Below are 16,943 nucleotides of genomic sequence, written 5' to 3' on the forward strand. Positions count from 1 at the left end.
TTTTTGCCCCGAACGTGTCAGCCAGGACGCCCAATTGGCCAAAATTCCCAGCCATGACTACCACCACCCTGCAATTCGTCCCGCCGTGCCTTCCTACCCGATCCGCGGGTGCGGGGCCCTGGAGCGTGGATGCCATCCAGGCCCTGCTGGACCTGCCTTTCATGGATCTGCTGTGGCGCGCGCAAACCGTGCACCGTGAGCACTGGCCCGCGGGCGAGGTGGAACTGGCCACCTTGCTGTCCGTCAAGACCGGCGGCTGCCCGGAAAACTGCGGCTACTGCCCACAGTCCGCCGCCTTCGACACCGGCGTGCAGGCACAAAAGCTCATGGACGTGGCCGAGGTAACCGCCGCCGCCCAGGCCGCCAAGAATGCTGGCGCCACGCGCTTTTGCATGGGGGCCGCCTGGCGCGCGCCCAAGGACCGCGACATTGAGAAGATGAGCGCGCTGATCGCCGCCGTGAAGGGCCTGGGCCTGCAGACCTGCGCCACGCTGGGCATGCTTCAGCCGCACCAGGCCGGGGCGCTGAAAGACGCCGGTCTGGACTACTACAACCACAACCTGGACACCGCCCCCGAGTATTACCAGGACGTCGTCAGCACCCGCCAGTACCAAGATCGCCTGGACACCCTGGCGCACGTGCGCGCCGCCGGCATCAAGGTCTGTGCTGGCGGAATCATCGGCATGGGCGAGGCGCCGGTGCACCGCGCCGGGCTGATTGCGCAGCTGGCCAACCTCGACCCGTACCCGGAGTCGGTGCCCATCAACAGCCTGGTGCGCGTGCCTGGCACGCCCATGGCCGACAGCGACCCCGTGGACCCGCTGGACTTCGTGCGCGTCATCGCCGTGGCCCGCATCACCATGCCTCGCGCGCGGGTGCGCCTGTCGGCGGGGCGCCAGCAGCTGGGCGAGGCGGTGCAGGCGCTGTGCTTTCTGGCCGGCGCCAATTCCATCTTCTATGGCGACAAGCTGCTGGTGACGGGCAACCCCGAGGCCCAAGACGACGCGCGGCTGCTGGCCCGGCTGGGCCTCAGCGCCCGTCCTTCAGCGTCCGCATCGCCGGCGTGAGGGAGACAGTGGCCTTCGCGTAGCCGCGCCAGGGTGCGTTGCCTTCGTCCAGGCGCGCGTCGATGTTGCCCAGATGCCAGTGCGCGCTGCTCTCCAGGCCGTGCAGCTCGTTCCAGCGCAGCGGCACCGAGATGCCCAGGCCGGGCCGCGCCCGTACCGACCAGGCGCTGACCGTGGTGGCGCCAAAGCTGTTGCGCAGCCAGTCCACGAAGATGCGGCCCACGCGGTTGCGTGGCCCGGCCTGGGCCACGAAGCGTTGCGGCAGCGTACGCGCCAGGTGCTGCACGACAGCCTGCGAGAACGCGCGCACGGTGTCCCAGTCGTACAGCCGCTTGATGGGCGTGACCACGTGCAGGCCCTTGCCCCCGCTGGTTTTCAGGAAAGCTGGCAGGCCCAGCTCTTGCAGCAGCACACGCACCAGCTCGGCACCCTCCAGCACCTGCTGCCAGGCCACATCTTCCCCAGGGTCCAGATCGAAGACCATGCGGTCAGGCCGGTCGATGCGGTCGCGGCGGGCGTTCCAGGTGTGCAGCTCCACCACGCTCATTTGCGCCGCCTGCGCGAGTCCTTCGGCGCTTGCCACCTCGAACAAGGGCGGATGGCCTTCATAGAGCGCAGGGTCCAGCGCGCGCAGGCCGGGCAGGTCGCCGGTGTCGAAGTGACGCTGGAAGACCCGAACGCCTTGCACGCCGCCCGGCGTGCGCACCACCGAAACCGGGCGTTGTGCCAGGTGCTCCATCATCAAAGGCCCCACCCGCGCGTAGTAGCGCACCAGGTCGAGCTTGGTGGCGCCAGTGGTCGGGTCGATGACGCGGTCGGGATGGGTAATGCGCAACGTGCCCACCTGCGCCTCGTCGTCGCCCGCCGGCGCAGGCTTGCCGCTGGCGGCCGGCGCGGCGCGCTGGCGCGGCGGCACCAGCGGGGCAGAGCGCTCGCGTACGATGGCGGCAGCCGGCTTGTCCTCGCGCAGTCCGTGAAACACGGCGTGGCGCACGCGAGCGTCGCGTGTCCAGCCAGCAAAGGCCACCTCGGCCATCAGCTCGGGCCGCACCCAGTGCGGGCTGCCGGCGATGTGGCTGCGCTGCGCAAAGGGCGACTCGTCCGTTTTCAGCGCTCGCAGCCGGGCAGACAGCGCCTGCAGGGACTGGCGGGTGAACCCCGTGCCCACATTGCCGGCGTAGCGCAGCGCACCGCTTTTCTCGTCGTGCACACCCAGCAGCAGCGAGCCCAGGCCGGTGCGCGTGCCTTTCGGGTCGGTATAGCCGGCAATGACGAATTCCTGGCGCTGGCTGCATTTGAGCTTGATCCAGTCCTGCGACCGGGCAGAAACATAGGGTGCATCACGGCGTTTGCCGATCACGCCTTCAAATCCCAGGGCGCAGGACGAGGCAAGGAGCTCTGCTGCCGGCGCGTCGAAGGGTGCGCTGAGGCGCACGTGGCGCTCGTCTGCCTGCGCCAGCGCCTGCTGCAGGGCCGCACGGCGCTGCACCAGCGGCAGGTTGCGCAAATCGCGGCCGTCCAGGAACGGCAGGTCGAACGCGTAGTACACGACGTCGGCGGCGCCCGTGGCATCGAAGGCGTTTTGCAGCGCCTGGAAGTCCGGCACGCCCTGGCTGTCCGGCACCACGATCTCACCGTCGAGCCAGGCCGACCCCAGTCCCAGGCGGGCAAGGGCCTGCACGAGGTGCGGCATGCGCTGCGTCCAGTCCTTGCCGGCGCGCGTGAGCAGGCGGATGTCCTGGCCGTCGATGCGCGCCAGGATGCGGTAGCCGTCGAATTTCAGCTCGTACAGCCAGTCGGCGCGCGGGGCAGGGGGTTCGTCCACCAGCGTGGCCAGCTGCGGGGCGATGAAGTCGGGCAGGGCAGACGGCTTCGCCGCTGGGGATTGAGCGGGCTTGGAAGGGGCCGTTGCGGGCCGCCCAGGCGCTTCTGGCAGCGGACCAACGCTGTCTGGCAGGGCATCCACCACGCTGTAATCCGTCGCGGCCCGTTCCAAGCCGTCGCGCTCCTTGATCAGCAGCCAGGCGGGCTTGCCGCGCCCGCCGCCCATGCGCACCAGAGTCCAGCGTCCGTGCAGCTTGTGGCCGTGCAGGACGAACTTGAGTTTGCCGCTGCGCAGTCCTTGCTCGGGATCTTCCAAAGGCTCCCACCAGCCCTTGTCCCAGACAATGACGTGGCCGCCGCCGTATTGCCCCTGGGGGATGTCGCCCTCGAACGTGTTGTAGGAAATCGGGTGGTCTTCGACCGGCACCGCCATGCGCTTGTCTGCCGGGTCGTAGCTGGGGCCCTTGGGCACGGCCCAGCTCTTCATGGTGCCGTCCAACTCCAGCCGGAAGTCGTAGTGCAGCCGCGTTGCCCAGTGCTTTTGCACGACGAAGCGCAGGGCGCCATGGCTGGGCGCACCGCCCTCCTGCGGCTCGGGCGTGACGGTGAAGTCGCGCTTTTGCCGATAGCTAGACAGTGGGTCGTCCTTACGCCGGGCCATGGCAATCGTGGGCCTGCATGGTCAAGCCGCCTTGCGCTTGGCGCGCGGTGATGCAGCGGCGGCTTTCTTGCCCGCGGCGGCACGGCGCGGGCTGGCCTTGGATGGGGCAGTGGGTCTGCCTGTGGCAGATTTGCGTGGGCGCTTGGTTGTCTCGTCTTCAGCAGCCTCCTTGTGGCGGCCCTGCAGGCTGCGGCGCAGCAGGCGGGTCAGGTCCACCACGTTGGATTCGGCGCCGGCGTCTGGCTGCAAAGCTTCTTCCTCCACCACCTCGACCTCGCCCTCACGCGCCTTGGTCTCGACCAGCTTACGGATTTCTTCGGAAAAGGAATTGCGGAACTGGTGGGCGTCCCATTTCTGCGTCATGTCTTCGACGAGCTGCAGGGCCATTTTCATCTCGGCCTCGCGCAAGCCTGCGGCCTTCTCGCCAGCTGGCGGCAGGTTCAGCTCTTCGGACGAGCGGACCTCGCCGCCCCAGCGCATCAGGTTGAGCACCAGCGAGCGCCCGCAGGGCATCAGCATCGCCAGGTGCTGCTTGGTATGGATGACGACCCGCGCCACGGCCACGCGGTTGCTCTTGCGCAGCGCCTCGCGCAGCAGCGCATAGACCTTCTCGCCGCGGTCAGCGGGGGCGATGTAATAGGGGCGTTCCAGATAGACGAAGGGGATCTCGTCGGCATCGACGAAGGCCTCCAGCTCGATGGTCTGCGTGGTGCGCGGGTAGGCCGATTCGATCTCGTCATCGGTCAGCACGACGTAGCGGTCATGCTCGTACTCGACGCCGCGCACGATGTCGTCGGACGCGACCTCCTTGCCAGTCTTCTTGTTCACACGCTTGTAGCCCACGGGGTCCATGGTGCGGCGGTCGAGCCAGTCGAAGTCGATGCCGCTGCTGCGCGTGGCCGAGTACAGGGCCACGGGAATGTTGACCAGGCCGAAGCTGATGGCACCCTTCCACATCGTGCGCGGCGCGCGTGATGCTTTCGCCGGTTCCTTGCTTTTAGCCTTGCCTGCGCCAGCCTTGACTGCCATGGTGAATCCTCCCGCAGTATGAATCGATGCGAGGCCCGACTGACGGTCGAGTCAAGCCTGCCCACGCGCAGCAAGGTAGCGCGGCAATATCCAGGGCGCCGTAGGACGATGCCAGGCTAGGGTATTGCTCATGGGCCGATCAGTGGCAATTCGTCTTTGTGAATTAACATAATATACATCGTATCTCTTTCGTGTTTCTGCTTGTGTCGGTGCTGCGGTTGCAACTGGGCGGCTTTTTGCTGCGCAAAAACCGGGCTCTGGCCTTCGGTTGAGCCACCCACCCGCCACCCGGTTGCCGCAGCGCTCAGACTCGCACTGGTTCTGCGGGGCTACGCACTTGTCCTGCGGGGCTCGCACTGGTTCTGCGGGGCTCGCACTTGTCCTGCGGGGCGCGTATCGGCTGGCACCGTCCGGCCGCGCTGCGCTTGCCGTCCGGCCGGCTCCAGCCTCAGACGCGCACTTGTCCTGCGGGGCTCGCACTTGTCCTGCGGGGCTGCGCACTGGTTCTGCGGGGCTCGCACTTGTCCTGCGGGGTTCGTATCGCACAACGTCCCCCAGGCATCGGCCGCGCGTCTCAATCACGACGATGCGCGACTAACGATCCCTGCCGCAGGGCTTCGCCCTCGGTCTTTGACCTCACCCAACAGCCGATAAGACGCGCGACGAATTTCCCGAGGCCGGGCGACTGGTTACGGGAGCGCTGGCGCGCATTGTTTTTCAAGCACGAGCAGACGGCAGCCATTGCCTGATCCTGGCGCCTCGCGGCCTGCGCTGCGCCTGGGCGTGCCGCGCGAATCCTCCCGATGACCTGATTGCCGCTGGAATGGCAACTGCGGGCGCGCTGGCGGCCTGATGCCCCCTGGCATGGGGCACGCTGCGCGGGACAGCGGCCACATGGGGCGATGCCCCATACCCCTAAACTCCGGCCATGTTCAAAGCAATGGTGGGCTGGATGGCGCTGCATCCGTGGATCGCAGCGGCAACGCTGGTGATCCTGGGGGCCATAGCCTGGGCAGCGCTGCGTCGGCTATGGGGTTCGAGACGCCGGCCGGTAGCGGGACTACGGTTGCGCTCACAGCGGGAGCAGGCGCGGTTTGATCCGCGCTCGACGGACTACCAGCCGCGCCAGTACCGCCGGCCGAGGCGGCGCGAGCGGTAGCCGGCGGTGGCGGCAACACGTAGGGATTGAAGGGGCGCGACTGCATCCAGTCGCGACAAGCCTTGTCGCCCACATCGGGAAGCCGGGAGCCGTCGCCAGCGAAGCACGCGCACTCGCCCCGGATGCACAGCGCGCCGGCGATTGTGGGCATGTGCACCACGTGCCGCAGGTGGTCATAGGCCGGTGCCGTCCAGGGGCGATCAGACAGGCGCGGGGCGAAGTCGGCGCGCTCGTCAGGCGGGCCGCCGACGACTGCGGGCGCGGTCGCTGGCGGGGCCTGCGGCGGCACTGCTGGCGGCCCAGGTGACACCGCTGGCGCGGGCGCCACGGCCACGGCGGCGGCCGGGGCCACCTTGGCCTGAATCATCTTCCAGGCTTTCCAGCCGAGGAAGCCGGTCAAGCCCAGGGCGGCGATCATCACCACCAGCATCCACGGCACGGAGCGCACAGGCTTGACATGCATGGAGGCGCTTTTGTACTTGGCAAAGACGCGCTTCGGGAGCCGGTAGCGCTTCTTGATGGGGGCGTTTTTCCAGCCGGTGCGGCAGTTGTCGGCGCACTCGGGCCACTCGTACCACCAGCGGCCCAGGATGCCCAGGTCACGCAGATGGACGTGACGGCCGACGAGGGCGCGGACGTTGGAATCAACGAGGTTGGGCCCCTGGGTGATGACGTAGACGTCGAGGCCGCGGTGACGGTGGGTTTCCAGGGCTGCAACGTGATCAGGCACCTTCTGGCCAGGGCCACGCGGGCGCCAGACGCGCTGCACCTCGTCAATGATGATGACGGCACCATCGGGCACCAATTCAGGCCAGCGCTCGGGCTCGTCCAGCACCTCATGGGGTATCGCCAGTTCGGGAATGCCGTTGACGTACAGCTGCCTGCCCTGCCCCAACTCTTCGAGCATGGCGACGAGGGCGGCACTCTTGCCGGTGCCGGGGGCGCCAGTGATCAGCGTGATCATGTCGCCTGCCCTGCCCCGCCCGTGGTCTGGAGCGCGAAGCGCTTCATAACCATCCAGGCCAGTCCGGAGACGATCCCCCCGCTGGTGATCGCCATGGCTTCAAAGAAGCCGGCCATGGCCAGGAGTTGCAGCACTTCGGCCATGAGGCCGGTGAATGCGCCCTTGGCGGCATTGAGGGCGCCAGAAAGGGCCGTATCGGCCCCTTCATAGGTGGTATAGCCGAAGCCCAGCGCCACCAGCACGCGAGACACCAGGGGCCAAGAGATTTTGGCGAGCCATTCCGCGATGCCTTCCATTTAATCCCCCCTTCGGGTCAGGCCCATGAACGCCAGGACGGCGGATAGGTAGGCGAAGCCGATCAATATGGGCCGGATGCCATTTGCGAAGTCGCACAGCAAATCCCAGCGGAAAGCCATTTGCTTTCCCATGATGACGAATTCCTTTGGAGCAGGGCAACTGCCGTTGGCTGGGCCAAAACCCTCCTCGCGGTTTATCGCGAGTGGGACGGTACTTTGCTGCAAAGGTGTCGGGCTCAGGGTGCCGAGTTTTTGACAGGCCACAATATCCGGGTGTTTTTCGCAAAGCGACTGCTGATCATCGGGTTTAGGCTTGTCGTTTTCGCCGGGCTCATTTTCCTCACCTAGAGAAGGCTCGTTGTTATTTGACGGCCTGTTGATAGGCTGCAAATCGATGCGCCAAGGGTCATCCGGCGTAGGCGATGGATTAATACGTATGCCGGGCCTTATATACGGCTGATTTTGCGGGGACGGCTCGCCGTTTGGGTCGTAATCAGGATTCGGCAAGGGGTCGCCCATTGGTATAAACCTCGGACGATGTGACGGGGATGGCCCTGGTTCTGGATTAACCCAAGGCCCGGGCGTAGGCTCCACAGGCAATGGCGTAGGGTATGGCAGCTCAGCAGGAACTGTCTGCGGCATAGGACTGGACGATAAGCCGTCCTCAAATTGAGGCTGTTGAACTGCTGGACTGAGGCAGCCAGCCGGCGTGGCATTCCATCCTGCTGGACAGGTTTGGCCTGTGCTGGCTTTTTCCCTGCTCACGTTTGCGAAATTCTGCGGAGGCGAATTCGGCAGGTTTTTATATCCGTGAAGACACTTGGCACTATTTTCGGAGACTATTTCAGCACGCAAAAACGGGTAGGCATCAAGATTAGTAACGAGCGCTGAATGCGCAGCTCTGCAGGCAGCATCAGCGGAGGAGTATTTATTGGCGTTATACGTCCAATAAAACTCATATTGCTCACCCTCCTCGGTAACTTGACGCCAGACCTTATCAACTTCGTCCCAAATATAATTGCCCACACCTAACCAAGTAGCAATACCTAATGCAGCTCTTAAAGCGGGATTGGCAAATATGACGCCGGCAGCAATACGGGGAGCATTCGCGGCAAGGCGATATGAGACGGGCATGGTTACGACCCGGCCGGGCACAGGTACTTTCAGCCCGTTTGGCTGATGCACTACACGCCCATACCAGCTGTCGTTAGCAGAGGTGGCGTAACCGAAACCGCCGCCAGTGCGGGAGAAGCCCGCAGGGTCAGCAGGATATGCATAGCCAGCATGAGCACCGCCAGCGAGCACGGCCAGGGCCGCGATTACCAGCGACCGCAGATCAGCCATGCTGCCCCCAGGACGCCGACGAACGCGGCGAAGAATTCAGGTGTTGCCATCGTCTTTCTCCCCCACATGGAAAACGGTGCGGGCGATGAACACGACCGCATAAACGGCCAGCCAGACGCCAGCGACTGACCACCCAAGGGCCAGCCCGTCCTCAACGCCGAGCAGGTTGCACGGCTGGGCCTGATAGGCCGCCGCGACGGTGATAGGTGCGCCGCCGCCCACCGGGCGCAGCGCGTAGGAAATGCCGCTGTCGGACAGCGCGGCCAGCTCGACCACGTGGGCCGAGCCGCCGTGCTGGACGATTGCGCCAAGCTGCGACGATGCCGCAGCCTGGGCCGCTTGCGCGGCGGTGCCGTAGCAGGCGGCGCCTACTTGGAACGCCATGGCCCTACCCCTGCGGAGCGCATGAAGCGCACCGCAAACAGCGCCACGCGCGCCGATAGCACCGCAGCTGACACGATGGCCGCGTTGACGCCCATTTCAGCCAGCAGCGGCGCTATGACGGGCACGGCTTACAGGCCCTTGCGGATGAACTTGAACGCGTACACGGCCACGACAGCGGCCAGCACGATGCCGGCCACGGTCAGGGCGTCGGCGCTCAGGCTGTCCAGCGCAGCGGTGACGCCGGCGGGGATCTCAGCATGGGCAGTGCCAACAGTTGCCACCAGGGCGGCGGGGATCAGGGCCAGACGGGCCTTCACAGACTTGGTCATTTCAGTTTTCCTTGAAAGGTGGAAAGGTGCGAAATTGCACCCGGCAGAGCACGGCGCTTCACAGCGGTAGCACCCTGGCGGCTGAAATCACGCGGGGACATGGGGACGGTCTCCGAGCCAGGAGAACGGGCCGGATGGATCGACGCGGCGCGGCGTGTGCCGCACTCGGATAAAGCTGCGAAAACCGCCGCCCGTTGGTGCGAACTCAGACAGGAGAAGCTCTCCCGTTTCGTCATTTCGATAGCCGCCTCCCGGCGCAGGTCGGAAGCGGTCGCAGACCGAAGCATTACCCTGCACATACGCAGGCCACAGAACCCAACGGCGGCAACTGCGACCAACATCGTCCAGGCCTCCACAGCCATGAATGCGTGCTCCATGCGGATAGCTCCCTACGGTTTTGCTCTCCACCTTGGAGGCATATTTCATGAGGTAGGCGACGGGCGCGCGGGCCTTAAGGCGGTTGCTCATGCCGTGCGGCCACATGGGCGGCTCGACATGCACGAGGCCGCGCCGGTCGGTGCGGCGCCAAGCGGTATCGGGCTTGGGCGGGGTCAGACCACCGGCCAGCCAGATCACCACGTGGTAGTGGATAACGCCGCGTTGCTGGAGCTCAGCGACCCAGGCGTAGCGGACGGTTTTGGAGCCGGTGCGGGCGTAGTGCCAGCGGCGCAGGCCGTCGAGGTAGCGGCTGATGTGCTCTGGGCGCCACGCGCTGTTGTCGCCCCGGTAGGTCAGGGTCTGCATCCAGACCTGCTGGTTGCGCGGGCCGGCGTTGTGGAGGGCTTTGGCGGCAACGCCCAGGGACTTGCGCAGACGGGTTACGCGGCTGGCGTGGCGGTCAATCTCAATGACGTTTTCCGCCCAAGCAACGACCGCTGGAGCGGTCTTGCAAGTTGTTGATACTGAGACAAGCCCAGCCTTCGCGCTTCGCGCTGCGGCTTCACGAGCCGTGCGCTCGGTAGAACGCGCGCGCAGCCACTCAACGGCCTGCGCGCGGCGCGCGGCGCCGGCTGCTGCGGGGGTGGGCGTGCCGCGCATGGTCAGCAACCCCAGCCGATGACGTGACCAGCCCACGCGCGAAGCTTGGCGTCTGCCAAGTCAACGCGGCGCAGGTAGTCGGGGTGACGGTGGGGGCGCTCCAGCAGCTCGGCCAATCCGAGCTTGAGGGCGTAGAGGCGTTCGGCCTGGGCGGACACTTAGGCGCCCTCCCCGGCCACGGGCATGCCGCCCGCCATGTAGACCACATCCAGGCCGCCAATCTCGGGATCACGCGACAGCGTGACGATGATGGCGTCCAGGGTGCGGGGATGCTCGCCCTGCTGTTCGTCCAGCAGGGCCAGCAGCGCCGAGTGCACGGCGACGAGGCGCGCGGCGTGCATGGCTTCTTGCATGGCCGTCAGGCAGCGCGAGCGGTTGCGGGCGCGGCGGCGGGCTTCAAGGGCACCAGCCGGGGGGACAGGCTCAGGTCGCCGTTACGGTTGACGTAGAGGCTTTCCGGCGCGAGGGTGTAGTCTCCGGCGGGGTAGAACAGCGCGGCGCCCTGCTCGTTCTTTTCAAGGATGATCTCGACCTTTTCCGGGTACGGGTTAGGCTTGCCGGTGCGGTCATGGGTGTGCATCCAGACCGTCTGGAATGCGAGGCTGTAGGGTTTGCCGGTGGCTTTGGCGTTGCCGCTTTGGGTGCGGACTTCGGTCGACGTTACCGAGACTTTGATCATGTTGCAGACTCCGTTTTTCTGTATCAAGAGTGATACAGGCCCGGAGTCTGGAGTATCAGGAGTGATACATGGAATACGTAAAACGGCTTATTGACAAAGCTTCAAAAGTATGTGGAGGTGACCAAGCTTTAGCGGATCGCCTGGGGATCGCACGGCCGAACATTTCACTTATGCGCGCGGGAAAGCGGGCCATTTCCCCGGCGACAGCTGCGGAACTGGCCGACATTGCGGGCGAGGATGCGCGCCAAGCCGCTATTGATGCCGTGATCGAGAGCGCGAAAGGGACGCGGCGAGAACTGACCCTAAGGGAGATTTTGGGAAAGGGCCTAGCCGCTGGCGTGGCGGCGATGTTGGCTATTTCCTACAGCAGCGACTCCCGGAGCGCTACCGAATTGATAGCGAGTAACGCCAAGCAGACTTCACTTCCTATACATCGTATTTAATACGGATCAGCGTCGGACATTCAGGCTGGGCAGTCGCTACCATCACTTCATGACTCCTCCAAGCCCAAAGCCTCCCGCATCCGCTATCCAGTTCGGCCACACCGGCCGCGTCTGCATGATCACCGGCGGTGCGCGAGGCATTGGCGAGGCCTGTGCCCGGCGTTTTGCGCGGGAAAACGCCCGCGTCGTCATTGCCGATGTGGACGATGTGCATGGCCAGGCGCTGGCGCGGGAGCTGGGCGGGATGTTCGTGCACTGCGACGTGGGCGACAAGGCCCAGGTGGATGCTGCCGTGGCCCAGGTACTGGCGGCGCATGGGCGCATCGACGTGCTGGTCAACAACGCCGGCATCTTCCGCGCCTGTGACTTCCTGGACGTGAGCGAGGAAGACTTTGACGCCGTGCTGCGCGTCAACCTCAAGGGCTCGTTCCTCATGGGCCAGCGCGTGGCCCGGGCCATGGCCGATTCGGGCGGCGGCAGCATCGTGAACATGAGCTCGGTCAACGGCGTGCTGGCGATTCCCAGCATCGCCAGCTACAACGTCAGCAAGGGCGGCGTGAACCAGCTCACGCGGGTCATGGCGCTGGCGCTGGCCGACCGCGGCATCCGCGTGAACGCGGTGGCGCCCGGCACCATCGCCACCGAACTGGCGGCCCAGGCCGTGCTCACCAGCGACGACGCGCGCGCCCGCATCCTGAGCCGCACGCCGATGAAACGCCTGGGTGAGCCGGCCGAGATCGCCGACGTGGTGGCCTGGCTGGCCAGCGACGCGGCCAGCTACGTGACTGGGGAGATTGTCACCGTGGACGGCGGGCGCATGACGCTGAACTACACGGTGCCAGTGTGAGCGGCCGATAATCGCCGCCATGCGATTTCTTCACACCATGCTGCGCGTGGGCAACCTCCAGCGCTCTATCGACTTCTACACCCAGGTACTGGGCATGCAACTGCTGCGCACCTCGGAAAACCCTGAATACAAATACTCGCTGGCCTTCCTGGGCTTTGACGGCGGCAACCCCGGCCAGGCCGAGATCGAGCTGACCTACAACTGGGGTACCGAGAGCTACGACATGGGCACGGCCTACGGCCACATCGCCCTGGGCGTGCCCGACGCCTACGCCGCCCGCGAGCGCATCCGCGCGGCCGGCGGCAACATCACGCGCGAGCCCGGCCCGGTCAAGGGCGGCTCGACGGTGATCGCCTTCGTGACGGACCCGGACGGCTACAAGATCGAGCTGATCGAGCGCAAGAGCGATACCGGCGCCGGCACCGGCCTGCGCTGAGCCCCACGCTTTTTACTATCAATCCAATAGCTGCCAACGCTTGATGGGAAAGCGCTGGAGCCTGATTTGACTGATATTTCAGGCCCTGTTTACACCCAGGTGCAGGCGCCCTCTTCCGCCCCCATGGCGTTGCGCCGAAAGCCCGCGAACAGCTCGCGGCCCAGGCCATGGGCGCTGTCGATGGCTTGATCGCGCGAGATCTGCGCCGGCTGGCGCGCTTCCCACTCGGCCGCGTCGATCAGCACCTGCAGCGTGCCGGCCACCGAATCCAGCCGGATCCGATCGCCGTCGCGCACCTTGGCGATGGGCCCGCCGTCCAGCGCCTCGGGCACCAGGTGGATGGCCGCCGGCACCTTGCCCGAGGCGCCGCTCATGCGCCCGTCCGTCACCAGCGCCACGCGGTAGCCCTTGCCTTGCAGCACGGCCAGGGGCGGGGTCAGCTTGTGCAGTTCGGGCATGCCGTTGGCGCGCGGGCCCTGCCAGCGCACCACGCAGACCACGTCGCCGTCCAGCGATCCGCTGTGAAACGCTTCCAGCAGCGCCGCCTGCGAATCAAACACCCGCGCCGGCGCCTCGATCACATGCCTATCCTCGGGCACGGCGGACACCTTGATCACGCTGCGCCCCAGGTTGCCCGTCAGCACCTTCAGCCCGCCGGTGGCGCTGAACGGGTCGGAGGCCGGGCGCAGCACGCTGTCGTCGGCGCTGGCGCCAATCGGCGTCCAGTGCAGGCGGTGGTTCTCGTCGCCTTCGGGCAGCTGCGTGTATTCACGGATGCCGCCGGGGCGCACGGTGAGCACGTCCTCGTGCATCAGGCCGGCGTCCAGCAACTCGCGGATGACGTAGCCCGGCCCGCCTGCGGCCTGGAACTGGTTCACGTCGGCACTGCCGTTGGGATAGACCCGCGCCAGCAGCGGCACCACTTCCGACAGCGCGGAAAAGTCCTGCCAGTCGATGACGATGCCGGCCGAGCGCGCCACGGCCACCCAGTGGATCAGGTGGTTGGTGGAGCCGCCCGTGGCCAGCAGGGCCACCATGGCGTTGACGATGGCACGCTCGTCCACCACCTGGCCGATGGGCGGGCACGGCGCGGGCTGCGGCCCTGCCCTGCCCAGCACCGTGCGCGCCGCCTCGCGCGTCAGCTCGTGGCGCAGCGGCTGGCCAGGGTTGACGAAGGCCGTACCGGGCACGTGCAGGCCCATGGCCTCCAGCAGCATCTGGTTGCTGTTAGCCGTGCCGTAGAAGGTGCAGGTGCCGGGCGCGTGGTAGGCGGCCATTTCCGCGTCCAGCAGCTCGGCGCGGCCCACCAGGCCTTGCGCGGCCTGCTCGCGCACCTTGGCCTTGGCGTTGTTGGACAGGCCGGACGTCATCGGCCCTGCCGGCACGAACACCGTAGGCAGGTGGCCGAAGTGCAGCGCGCCGATCAGCAGGCCCGGCACGATCTTGTCGCACACGCCCAGCATCAGCGCGCCGTCGAAGACGTCGTGGCTCAGCGACACGGCGGTGGCCATGGCGATCACGTCGCGCGAGAACAACGACAGATCCATGGCCGGCGTGCCCTGCGTCACGCCGTCGCACATGGCCGGCACGCCGCCGGCCACCTGGGCCGTGGCGCCCAGGCGGTGGGCCTCGTCCTTGATCAGGTCCGGGTAGTGCTGCAGCGGCGCGTGGGCCGACAGCATGTCGTTGTAGGCGTTGACGATGCCGATGTGCGGGGCGCGCTCGACCACGATGCGCAGCTTGTCATTGACCGGCAGGCCGGCCACCGAGTGCGCAATGTTGGCGCAGCCCAGGCGGTCCATGCCGCGCTCGCGCCGGCCGTAGGCGGCGATGAGCTCGAGGTAGGCGGCGCGACTGGGCGCGCTGCGCTCGCGGATGCGGCGGGTAACGGTTTCAATCGTGGGGTGCAAGGTCACTGGAGAGCCCTCCCTGGCAAAAATGACCGCGTGGCGGCCCGTCTGCACAGGCCGCCACGCCAGGCCGGCGCTGTGCCGGCCGAAAAGCCCATGGTACGCCGCTGCTTATTTGCCGGCGCGGATGCGGGTGAGTTCGTCCTGCGTCTGGCTCCACAGGTCCTGGCCGACGCTGGCGGCCACGCTGGCGTGCACGGCCGACAACTTGTCACGCATGCGCGCCACCTCGGCAGGCGGCAGTTCGTTGACGGCCATGCCCTTTTGCTTCAGGTCGGCCAGCGCCTTGGCGGCCTCCTCGCGGGTGTCGCGCCGCTCGAAGTCGCGGCTCTTGGTGGCAGCGTCGTTGAGCACCTTCTGCTCGGCCGGGCTGAGCTGGTCCCACCACTTCTTGCTCACCGTGACGATCCACGGGCTATAGACGTGGTTGGTGATGGTGAGGTACTTCTGCACCTCGTAGAACTTGCTGGACAACACCGTGTTGTAGGGGTTCTCCTGGCCGTCCACGGCCTTGGTCTCCAGCGCCGTGAACAGCTCGGAGAACGGCAGCGGCACGGCGTTGGCGCCCAGCGCCTTGAAGCTGTCCAGGAAGACGTTGTTCTGCATCACGCGCAGCTTGATGCCGTTCATGTCCTCCAGCCTGGCCACGGGCTGCTTGTTGTTGGTCAGGTTGCGAAAGCCGTTCTCCCAGTACACCAGGCCGACCATGCCCTTGGGCTCCAGCGTGGCCTTCACTTTCTCGCCCACCGGGCCGTCCAGCAGCGCGTCGGCCTCCTTCACGCTGGTGATGAGGAAGGGTGTGTCCCACAGCGCCATCTGCGGCGCGATGCCCACCAGCGTGGCGGTGGAGCCGACCATCATCTCCTGCGCGCCGCCGATCAGCGCCTGCTGCATCTGCGTGTCCGAGCCCAGCGAGGCGTTGCCGATGGCGCGGATCTTCATCTTGCCGCCGGTGGCCTTCTCTACTTCCTTCGCGAAGAAGCGCACGGCCCGGCCCTGGTTGGAATCATCCACCAGGCCATAGCCAAAGCGCACGATGCGCGGCTTGAAGTCCTGCGCCTGCACGGCGCTGGCGGCGATGAGGGCTGCCAGCGCGCCGGCGAGAGCGAATTTGATACGCATGGTGTGTCTCCTTGAGGTGGGGTGGTGACGAAAGAAAGAAAGAAAGAAAAGTTTGGAGTGTTTTTGGCCTCCAGCCCTTGTGTAGCAAGCGCTGGCAGCTATTGTTTTTGATTCAATACATCCACTTGAGCGGCGCCGTGACGATCTGCGGGAAGACCACCAGCAGCATCGCCAGCAGCACATAGGCGATGAGGAAGGGCGACGTGCCCTTGATGACGGTCTCCATGCGCATGCGCCCCACTCCGGCCACCACGTTCTGCACCGTGCCCACGGGCGGCGTGATCAGGCCGATGCAGCCCACATAGACGAACATGAAACCGAAGTACACGGGGTCGATGCCGGCCTTGGCCGCCAGCGGCGCGCACACCGGGCCGAAGATCAGGATGGTGGGCGTCAGGTCCATGGCGGTGCCCACCACCAGCAGGAACAGCATCATCAGCGCCATGAACAGCATGGGCGAGCCCAGCACGCCGGCAAAGGTGTCGGCCAGAAGATTGGGCAGGTCGGCCAGGGTGATCATGTAGGCCGTCACGGTGGCGGCGCCGCACAGGAACATGACCACCGCCGTGGTCTTGGCCGCGCCCAGGAAGACGCCGTACAGGCCGGCCAGGCTCAGCTCGCGGTACACCAGCATGGACACCAGCAGCGCATACACCGCGGCCACCACGGCCGCCTCGGTCGGCGTGAAGATGCCGCCGCGCAGGCCGCCCAGGATGATGACGGGCATCATCAGCGCCCAGAAGCTGTGCGCCAGCGCCTTCATGCGCGCGCCCCAGGGCATGCGCGTGCCCTGCGCCAGCTGGTGCTTGCGGGCGATCCAGCGCCAGGCGCAGATCAGGAAGATGCCCATGATCAGGCCCGGCACCACGCCCGACAGGAACAGCTTGCTGATGGAGGTGTTGGTCGTCACGCCGTAGATCACGAACGGCATGGACGGCGGAATGATGGGCGCGATGATGCCGCCCGAGGCCAGCAGGCCCGCGCCGTAGCTGTCCGGGTACTTCTGCGCGCGCATCATGGGCAGCAAGATGGTGGCGAGGGCCGCGGTGTCGGCAATCGCCGAGCCGCTCATGGACGCCAGCAGCACGGCAGCGCCGATGGCCACGTAGCCCAGCCCGCCGCGGATATGGCCGACAAAGGCGCCGGCCAGGTCGATGATGCGCCGCGACAGCCCGCCGGCGTTCATGAGCTCGCCCGCCAGGATGAAGAACGGCACGGCCAACAGCGGGAAGTTGTCGAAACCCGCCTGCAGGTTCTGCGCCAGCAGCTGGGTGTCGAAGAAGTCCAGGTGCCACATCAGCGCCACGCCGGTCAGCACCAGCGCATGCGCGATCGGCATGCCTATGACCATGCCGCCGATCAGCACCGACAGGAAGATGAGGGTCACCACCATGGCTGCGCGCTCCTGCCG

General features: G+C 66.3%; 17 protein-coding genes. 4 read left to right on the forward strand and 13 right to left on the reverse strand.

Annotated elements, in window-relative coordinates; translation table 11 throughout:
- The first annotated feature begins 53 nt into the window (after window positions 1-53).
- A complete protein-coding gene (bioB, locus tag C7H73_RS09495; protein WP_106846418.1) occupies window positions 54-1,067 on the forward strand; it encodes a biotin synthase BioB in 1,014 nt (337 codons plus the stop codon).
- On the opposite strand, the gene ligD is transcribed toward bioB, so the two are convergent.
- The 10 genes from ligD to C7H73_RS09545 all read right to left on the reverse strand — a co-directional run bounded on the left by ligD (window position 1,030) and on the right by C7H73_RS09545 (window position 10,774).
- Complete coding sequence (gene ligD, locus C7H73_RS09500) at window positions 1,030-3,552, reverse strand: DNA ligase D (RefSeq protein WP_106846419.1); 2,523 nt, start codon at window positions 3,550-3,552, stop codon at window positions 1,030-1,032. The genes bioB and ligD overlap by 38 nt on opposite strands.
- A 21-nt stretch (window positions 3,553-3,573) precedes the next feature.
- Window positions 3,574-4,581: a non-homologous end joining protein Ku gene (gene ku / locus C7H73_RS09505; protein ID WP_106846420.1), complete on the reverse strand. Its 1,008-nt coding sequence runs from the start codon at window positions 4,579-4,581 to the stop codon at window positions 3,574-3,576.
- A gap of 932 nt (window positions 4,582-5,513) precedes the next feature.
- Window positions 5,514-6,704, reverse strand: a complete 1,191-nt coding sequence (locus C7H73_RS09510) for a zonular occludens toxin family protein (RefSeq protein WP_106846421.1) — start codon at window positions 6,702-6,704, stop codon at window positions 5,514-5,516.
- Window positions 6,701-7,000 carry a DUF2523 domain-containing protein gene (locus tag C7H73_RS09515; protein WP_106846422.1) on the reverse strand — a complete coding sequence of 100 codons (300 nt, stop codon included), beginning with the start codon at window positions 6,998-7,000 and terminating at the stop codon, window positions 6,701-6,703. The genes C7H73_RS09510 and C7H73_RS09515 overlap by 4 nt, the downstream gene beginning before the upstream one ends.
- Window positions 7,001-8,344, reverse strand: coding sequence for an IgG-binding virulence factor TspB family protein (locus C7H73_RS09520; protein WP_106846423.1), 1,344 nt, complete (start codon window positions 8,342-8,344; stop codon window positions 7,001-7,003).
- Window positions 8,345-8,380: 36 nt separating this feature from the next.
- Window positions 8,381-8,728: a hypothetical protein gene (locus C7H73_RS09525; protein ID WP_106846424.1), complete on the reverse strand. Its 348-nt coding sequence runs from the start codon at window positions 8,726-8,728 to the stop codon at window positions 8,381-8,383.
- 128 nt (window positions 8,729-8,856) lie between these two features.
- On the reverse strand, window positions 8,857-9,057 hold the full coding sequence (locus C7H73_RS09530; protein WP_106846425.1) for a major capsid protein: 201 nt from the start codon (window positions 9,055-9,057) through the stop codon (window positions 8,857-8,859).
- Window positions 9,058-9,144: 87 nt separating this feature from the next.
- Complete coding sequence (locus tag C7H73_RS09535; RefSeq protein ID WP_227001318.1) at window positions 9,145-10,095, reverse strand: rolling circle replication-associated protein; 951 nt, start codon at window positions 10,093-10,095, stop codon at window positions 9,145-9,147.
- Between the two features lie 158 nt (window positions 10,096-10,253).
- A complete protein-coding gene (locus C7H73_RS09540; protein ID WP_106846426.1) occupies window positions 10,254-10,448 on the reverse strand; it encodes a hypothetical protein in 195 nt (64 codons plus the stop codon).
- Window positions 10,449-10,453: 5 nt separating this feature from the next.
- Window positions 10,454-10,774: a single-stranded DNA-binding protein gene (locus C7H73_RS09545; protein ID WP_106846427.1), complete on the reverse strand. Its 321-nt coding sequence runs from the start codon at window positions 10,772-10,774 to the stop codon at window positions 10,454-10,456.
- A 68-nt stretch (window positions 10,775-10,842) separates the two neighbouring features.
- Between C7H73_RS09545 and C7H73_RS15535 the strand changes: the two genes are divergently transcribed.
- From C7H73_RS15535 to gloA, 3 genes are read left to right on the forward strand one after another with little or no spacing between them, the layout of a single operon-like run.
- Window positions 10,843-11,217, forward strand: coding sequence for a hypothetical protein (locus tag C7H73_RS15535; RefSeq protein WP_157948341.1), 375 nt, complete (start codon window positions 10,843-10,845; stop codon window positions 11,215-11,217).
- Between the two features lie 49 nt (window positions 11,218-11,266).
- Window positions 11,267-12,064 (forward strand): SDR family NAD(P)-dependent oxidoreductase, encoded by a 798-nt coding sequence (locus C7H73_RS09550; RefSeq protein WP_106846428.1) that lies wholly within the window; start codon window positions 11,267-11,269, stop codon window positions 12,062-12,064.
- 19 nt (window positions 12,065-12,083) lie between these two features.
- Window positions 12,084-12,500, forward strand: a complete 417-nt coding sequence (gene gloA / locus C7H73_RS09555; protein ID WP_106846429.1) for a lactoylglutathione lyase — start codon at window positions 12,084-12,086, stop codon at window positions 12,498-12,500.
- A gap of 89 nt (window positions 12,501-12,589) precedes the next feature.
- On the opposite strand, the gene edd is transcribed toward gloA, so the two are convergent.
- The 3 genes from edd to C7H73_RS09570 all read right to left on the reverse strand — a co-directional run bounded on the left by edd (window position 12,590) and on the right by C7H73_RS09570 (window position 16,925).
- Window positions 12,590-14,416: a phosphogluconate dehydratase gene (gene edd / locus C7H73_RS09560; protein WP_106846430.1), complete on the reverse strand. Its 1,827-nt coding sequence runs from the start codon at window positions 14,414-14,416 to the stop codon at window positions 12,590-12,592.
- A 105-nt stretch (window positions 14,417-14,521) separates the two neighbouring features.
- On the reverse strand, window positions 14,522-15,532 hold the full coding sequence (locus C7H73_RS09565) for a TRAP transporter substrate-binding protein (protein WP_106846431.1): 1,011 nt from the start codon (window positions 15,530-15,532) through the stop codon (window positions 14,522-14,524).
- A 112-nt stretch (window positions 15,533-15,644) separates the two neighbouring features.
- Window positions 15,645-16,925 carry a TRAP transporter large permease gene (locus C7H73_RS09570; protein WP_106846432.1) on the reverse strand — a complete coding sequence of 427 codons (1,281 nt, stop codon included), beginning with the start codon at window positions 16,923-16,925 and terminating at the stop codon, window positions 15,645-15,647.
- Between the last annotated feature and the right edge of the window lie 18 nt (window positions 16,926-16,943).

Source organism: Pulveribacter suum (genome assembly GCF_003013695.1).
GTDB classification, from domain to species: domain Bacteria; phylum Pseudomonadota; class Gammaproteobacteria; order Burkholderiales; family Burkholderiaceae_C; genus Melaminivora; species Melaminivora suum.

Coding starts and splice junctions, on each gene's coding strand:
- gloA (WP_106846429.1), top strand. CDS start 12,084: ATGCGATTTCTTCACACCATGCTGCGCGTGGGCAACCTCCAGCGCTCT.
- ku (WP_106846420.1), bottom strand. CDS start 4,581: ATGGCAGTCAAGGCTGGCGCAGGCAAGGCTAAAAGCAAGGAACCGGCG.
- C7H73_RS09550 (WP_106846428.1), top strand. CDS start 11,267: ATGACTCCTCCAAGCCCAAAGCCTCCCGCATCCGCTATCCAGTTCGGC.
- C7H73_RS09565 (WP_106846431.1), bottom strand. CDS start 15,532: ATGCGTATCAAATTCGCTCTCGCCGGCGCGCTGGCAGCCCTCATCGCC.
- C7H73_RS09545 (WP_106846427.1), bottom strand. CDS start 10,774: ATGATCAAAGTCTCGGTAACGTCGACCGAAGTCCGCACCCAAAGCGGC.
- C7H73_RS09535 (WP_227001318.1), bottom strand. CDS start 10,095: ATGCGCGGCACGCCCACCCCCGCAGCAGCCGGCGCCGCGCGCCGCGCG.
- C7H73_RS09510 (WP_106846421.1), bottom strand. CDS start 6,704: ATGATCACGCTGATCACTGGCGCCCCCGGCACCGGCAAGAGTGCCGCC.
- C7H73_RS09520 (WP_106846423.1), bottom strand. CDS start 8,344: ATGGCTGATCTGCGGTCGCTGGTAATCGCGGCCCTGGCCGTGCTCGCT.
- C7H73_RS09530 (WP_106846425.1), bottom strand. CDS start 9,057: ATGACCAAGTCTGTGAAGGCCCGTCTGGCCCTGATCCCCGCCGCCCTG.
- bioB (WP_106846418.1), top strand. CDS start 54: ATGACTACCACCACCCTGCAATTCGTCCCGCCGTGCCTTCCTACCCGA.
- C7H73_RS15535 (WP_157948341.1), top strand. CDS start 10,843: ATGGAATACGTAAAACGGCTTATTGACAAAGCTTCAAAAGTATGTGGA.
- ligD (WP_106846419.1), bottom strand. CDS start 3,552: ATGGCCCGGCGTAAGGACGACCCACTGTCTAGCTATCGGCAAAAGCGC.
- C7H73_RS09540 (WP_106846426.1), bottom strand. CDS start 10,448: ATGCAAGAAGCCATGCACGCCGCGCGCCTCGTCGCCGTGCACTCGGCG.
- C7H73_RS09570 (WP_106846432.1), bottom strand. CDS start 16,925: ATGGTGGTGACCCTCATCTTCCTGTCGGTGCTGATCGGCGGCATGGTC.
- C7H73_RS09515 (WP_106846422.1), bottom strand. CDS start 7,000: ATGGAAGGCATCGCGGAATGGCTCGCCAAAATCTCTTGGCCCCTGGTG.
- C7H73_RS09525 (WP_106846424.1), bottom strand. CDS start 8,728: ATGGCGTTCCAAGTAGGCGCCGCCTGCTACGGCACCGCCGCGCAAGCG.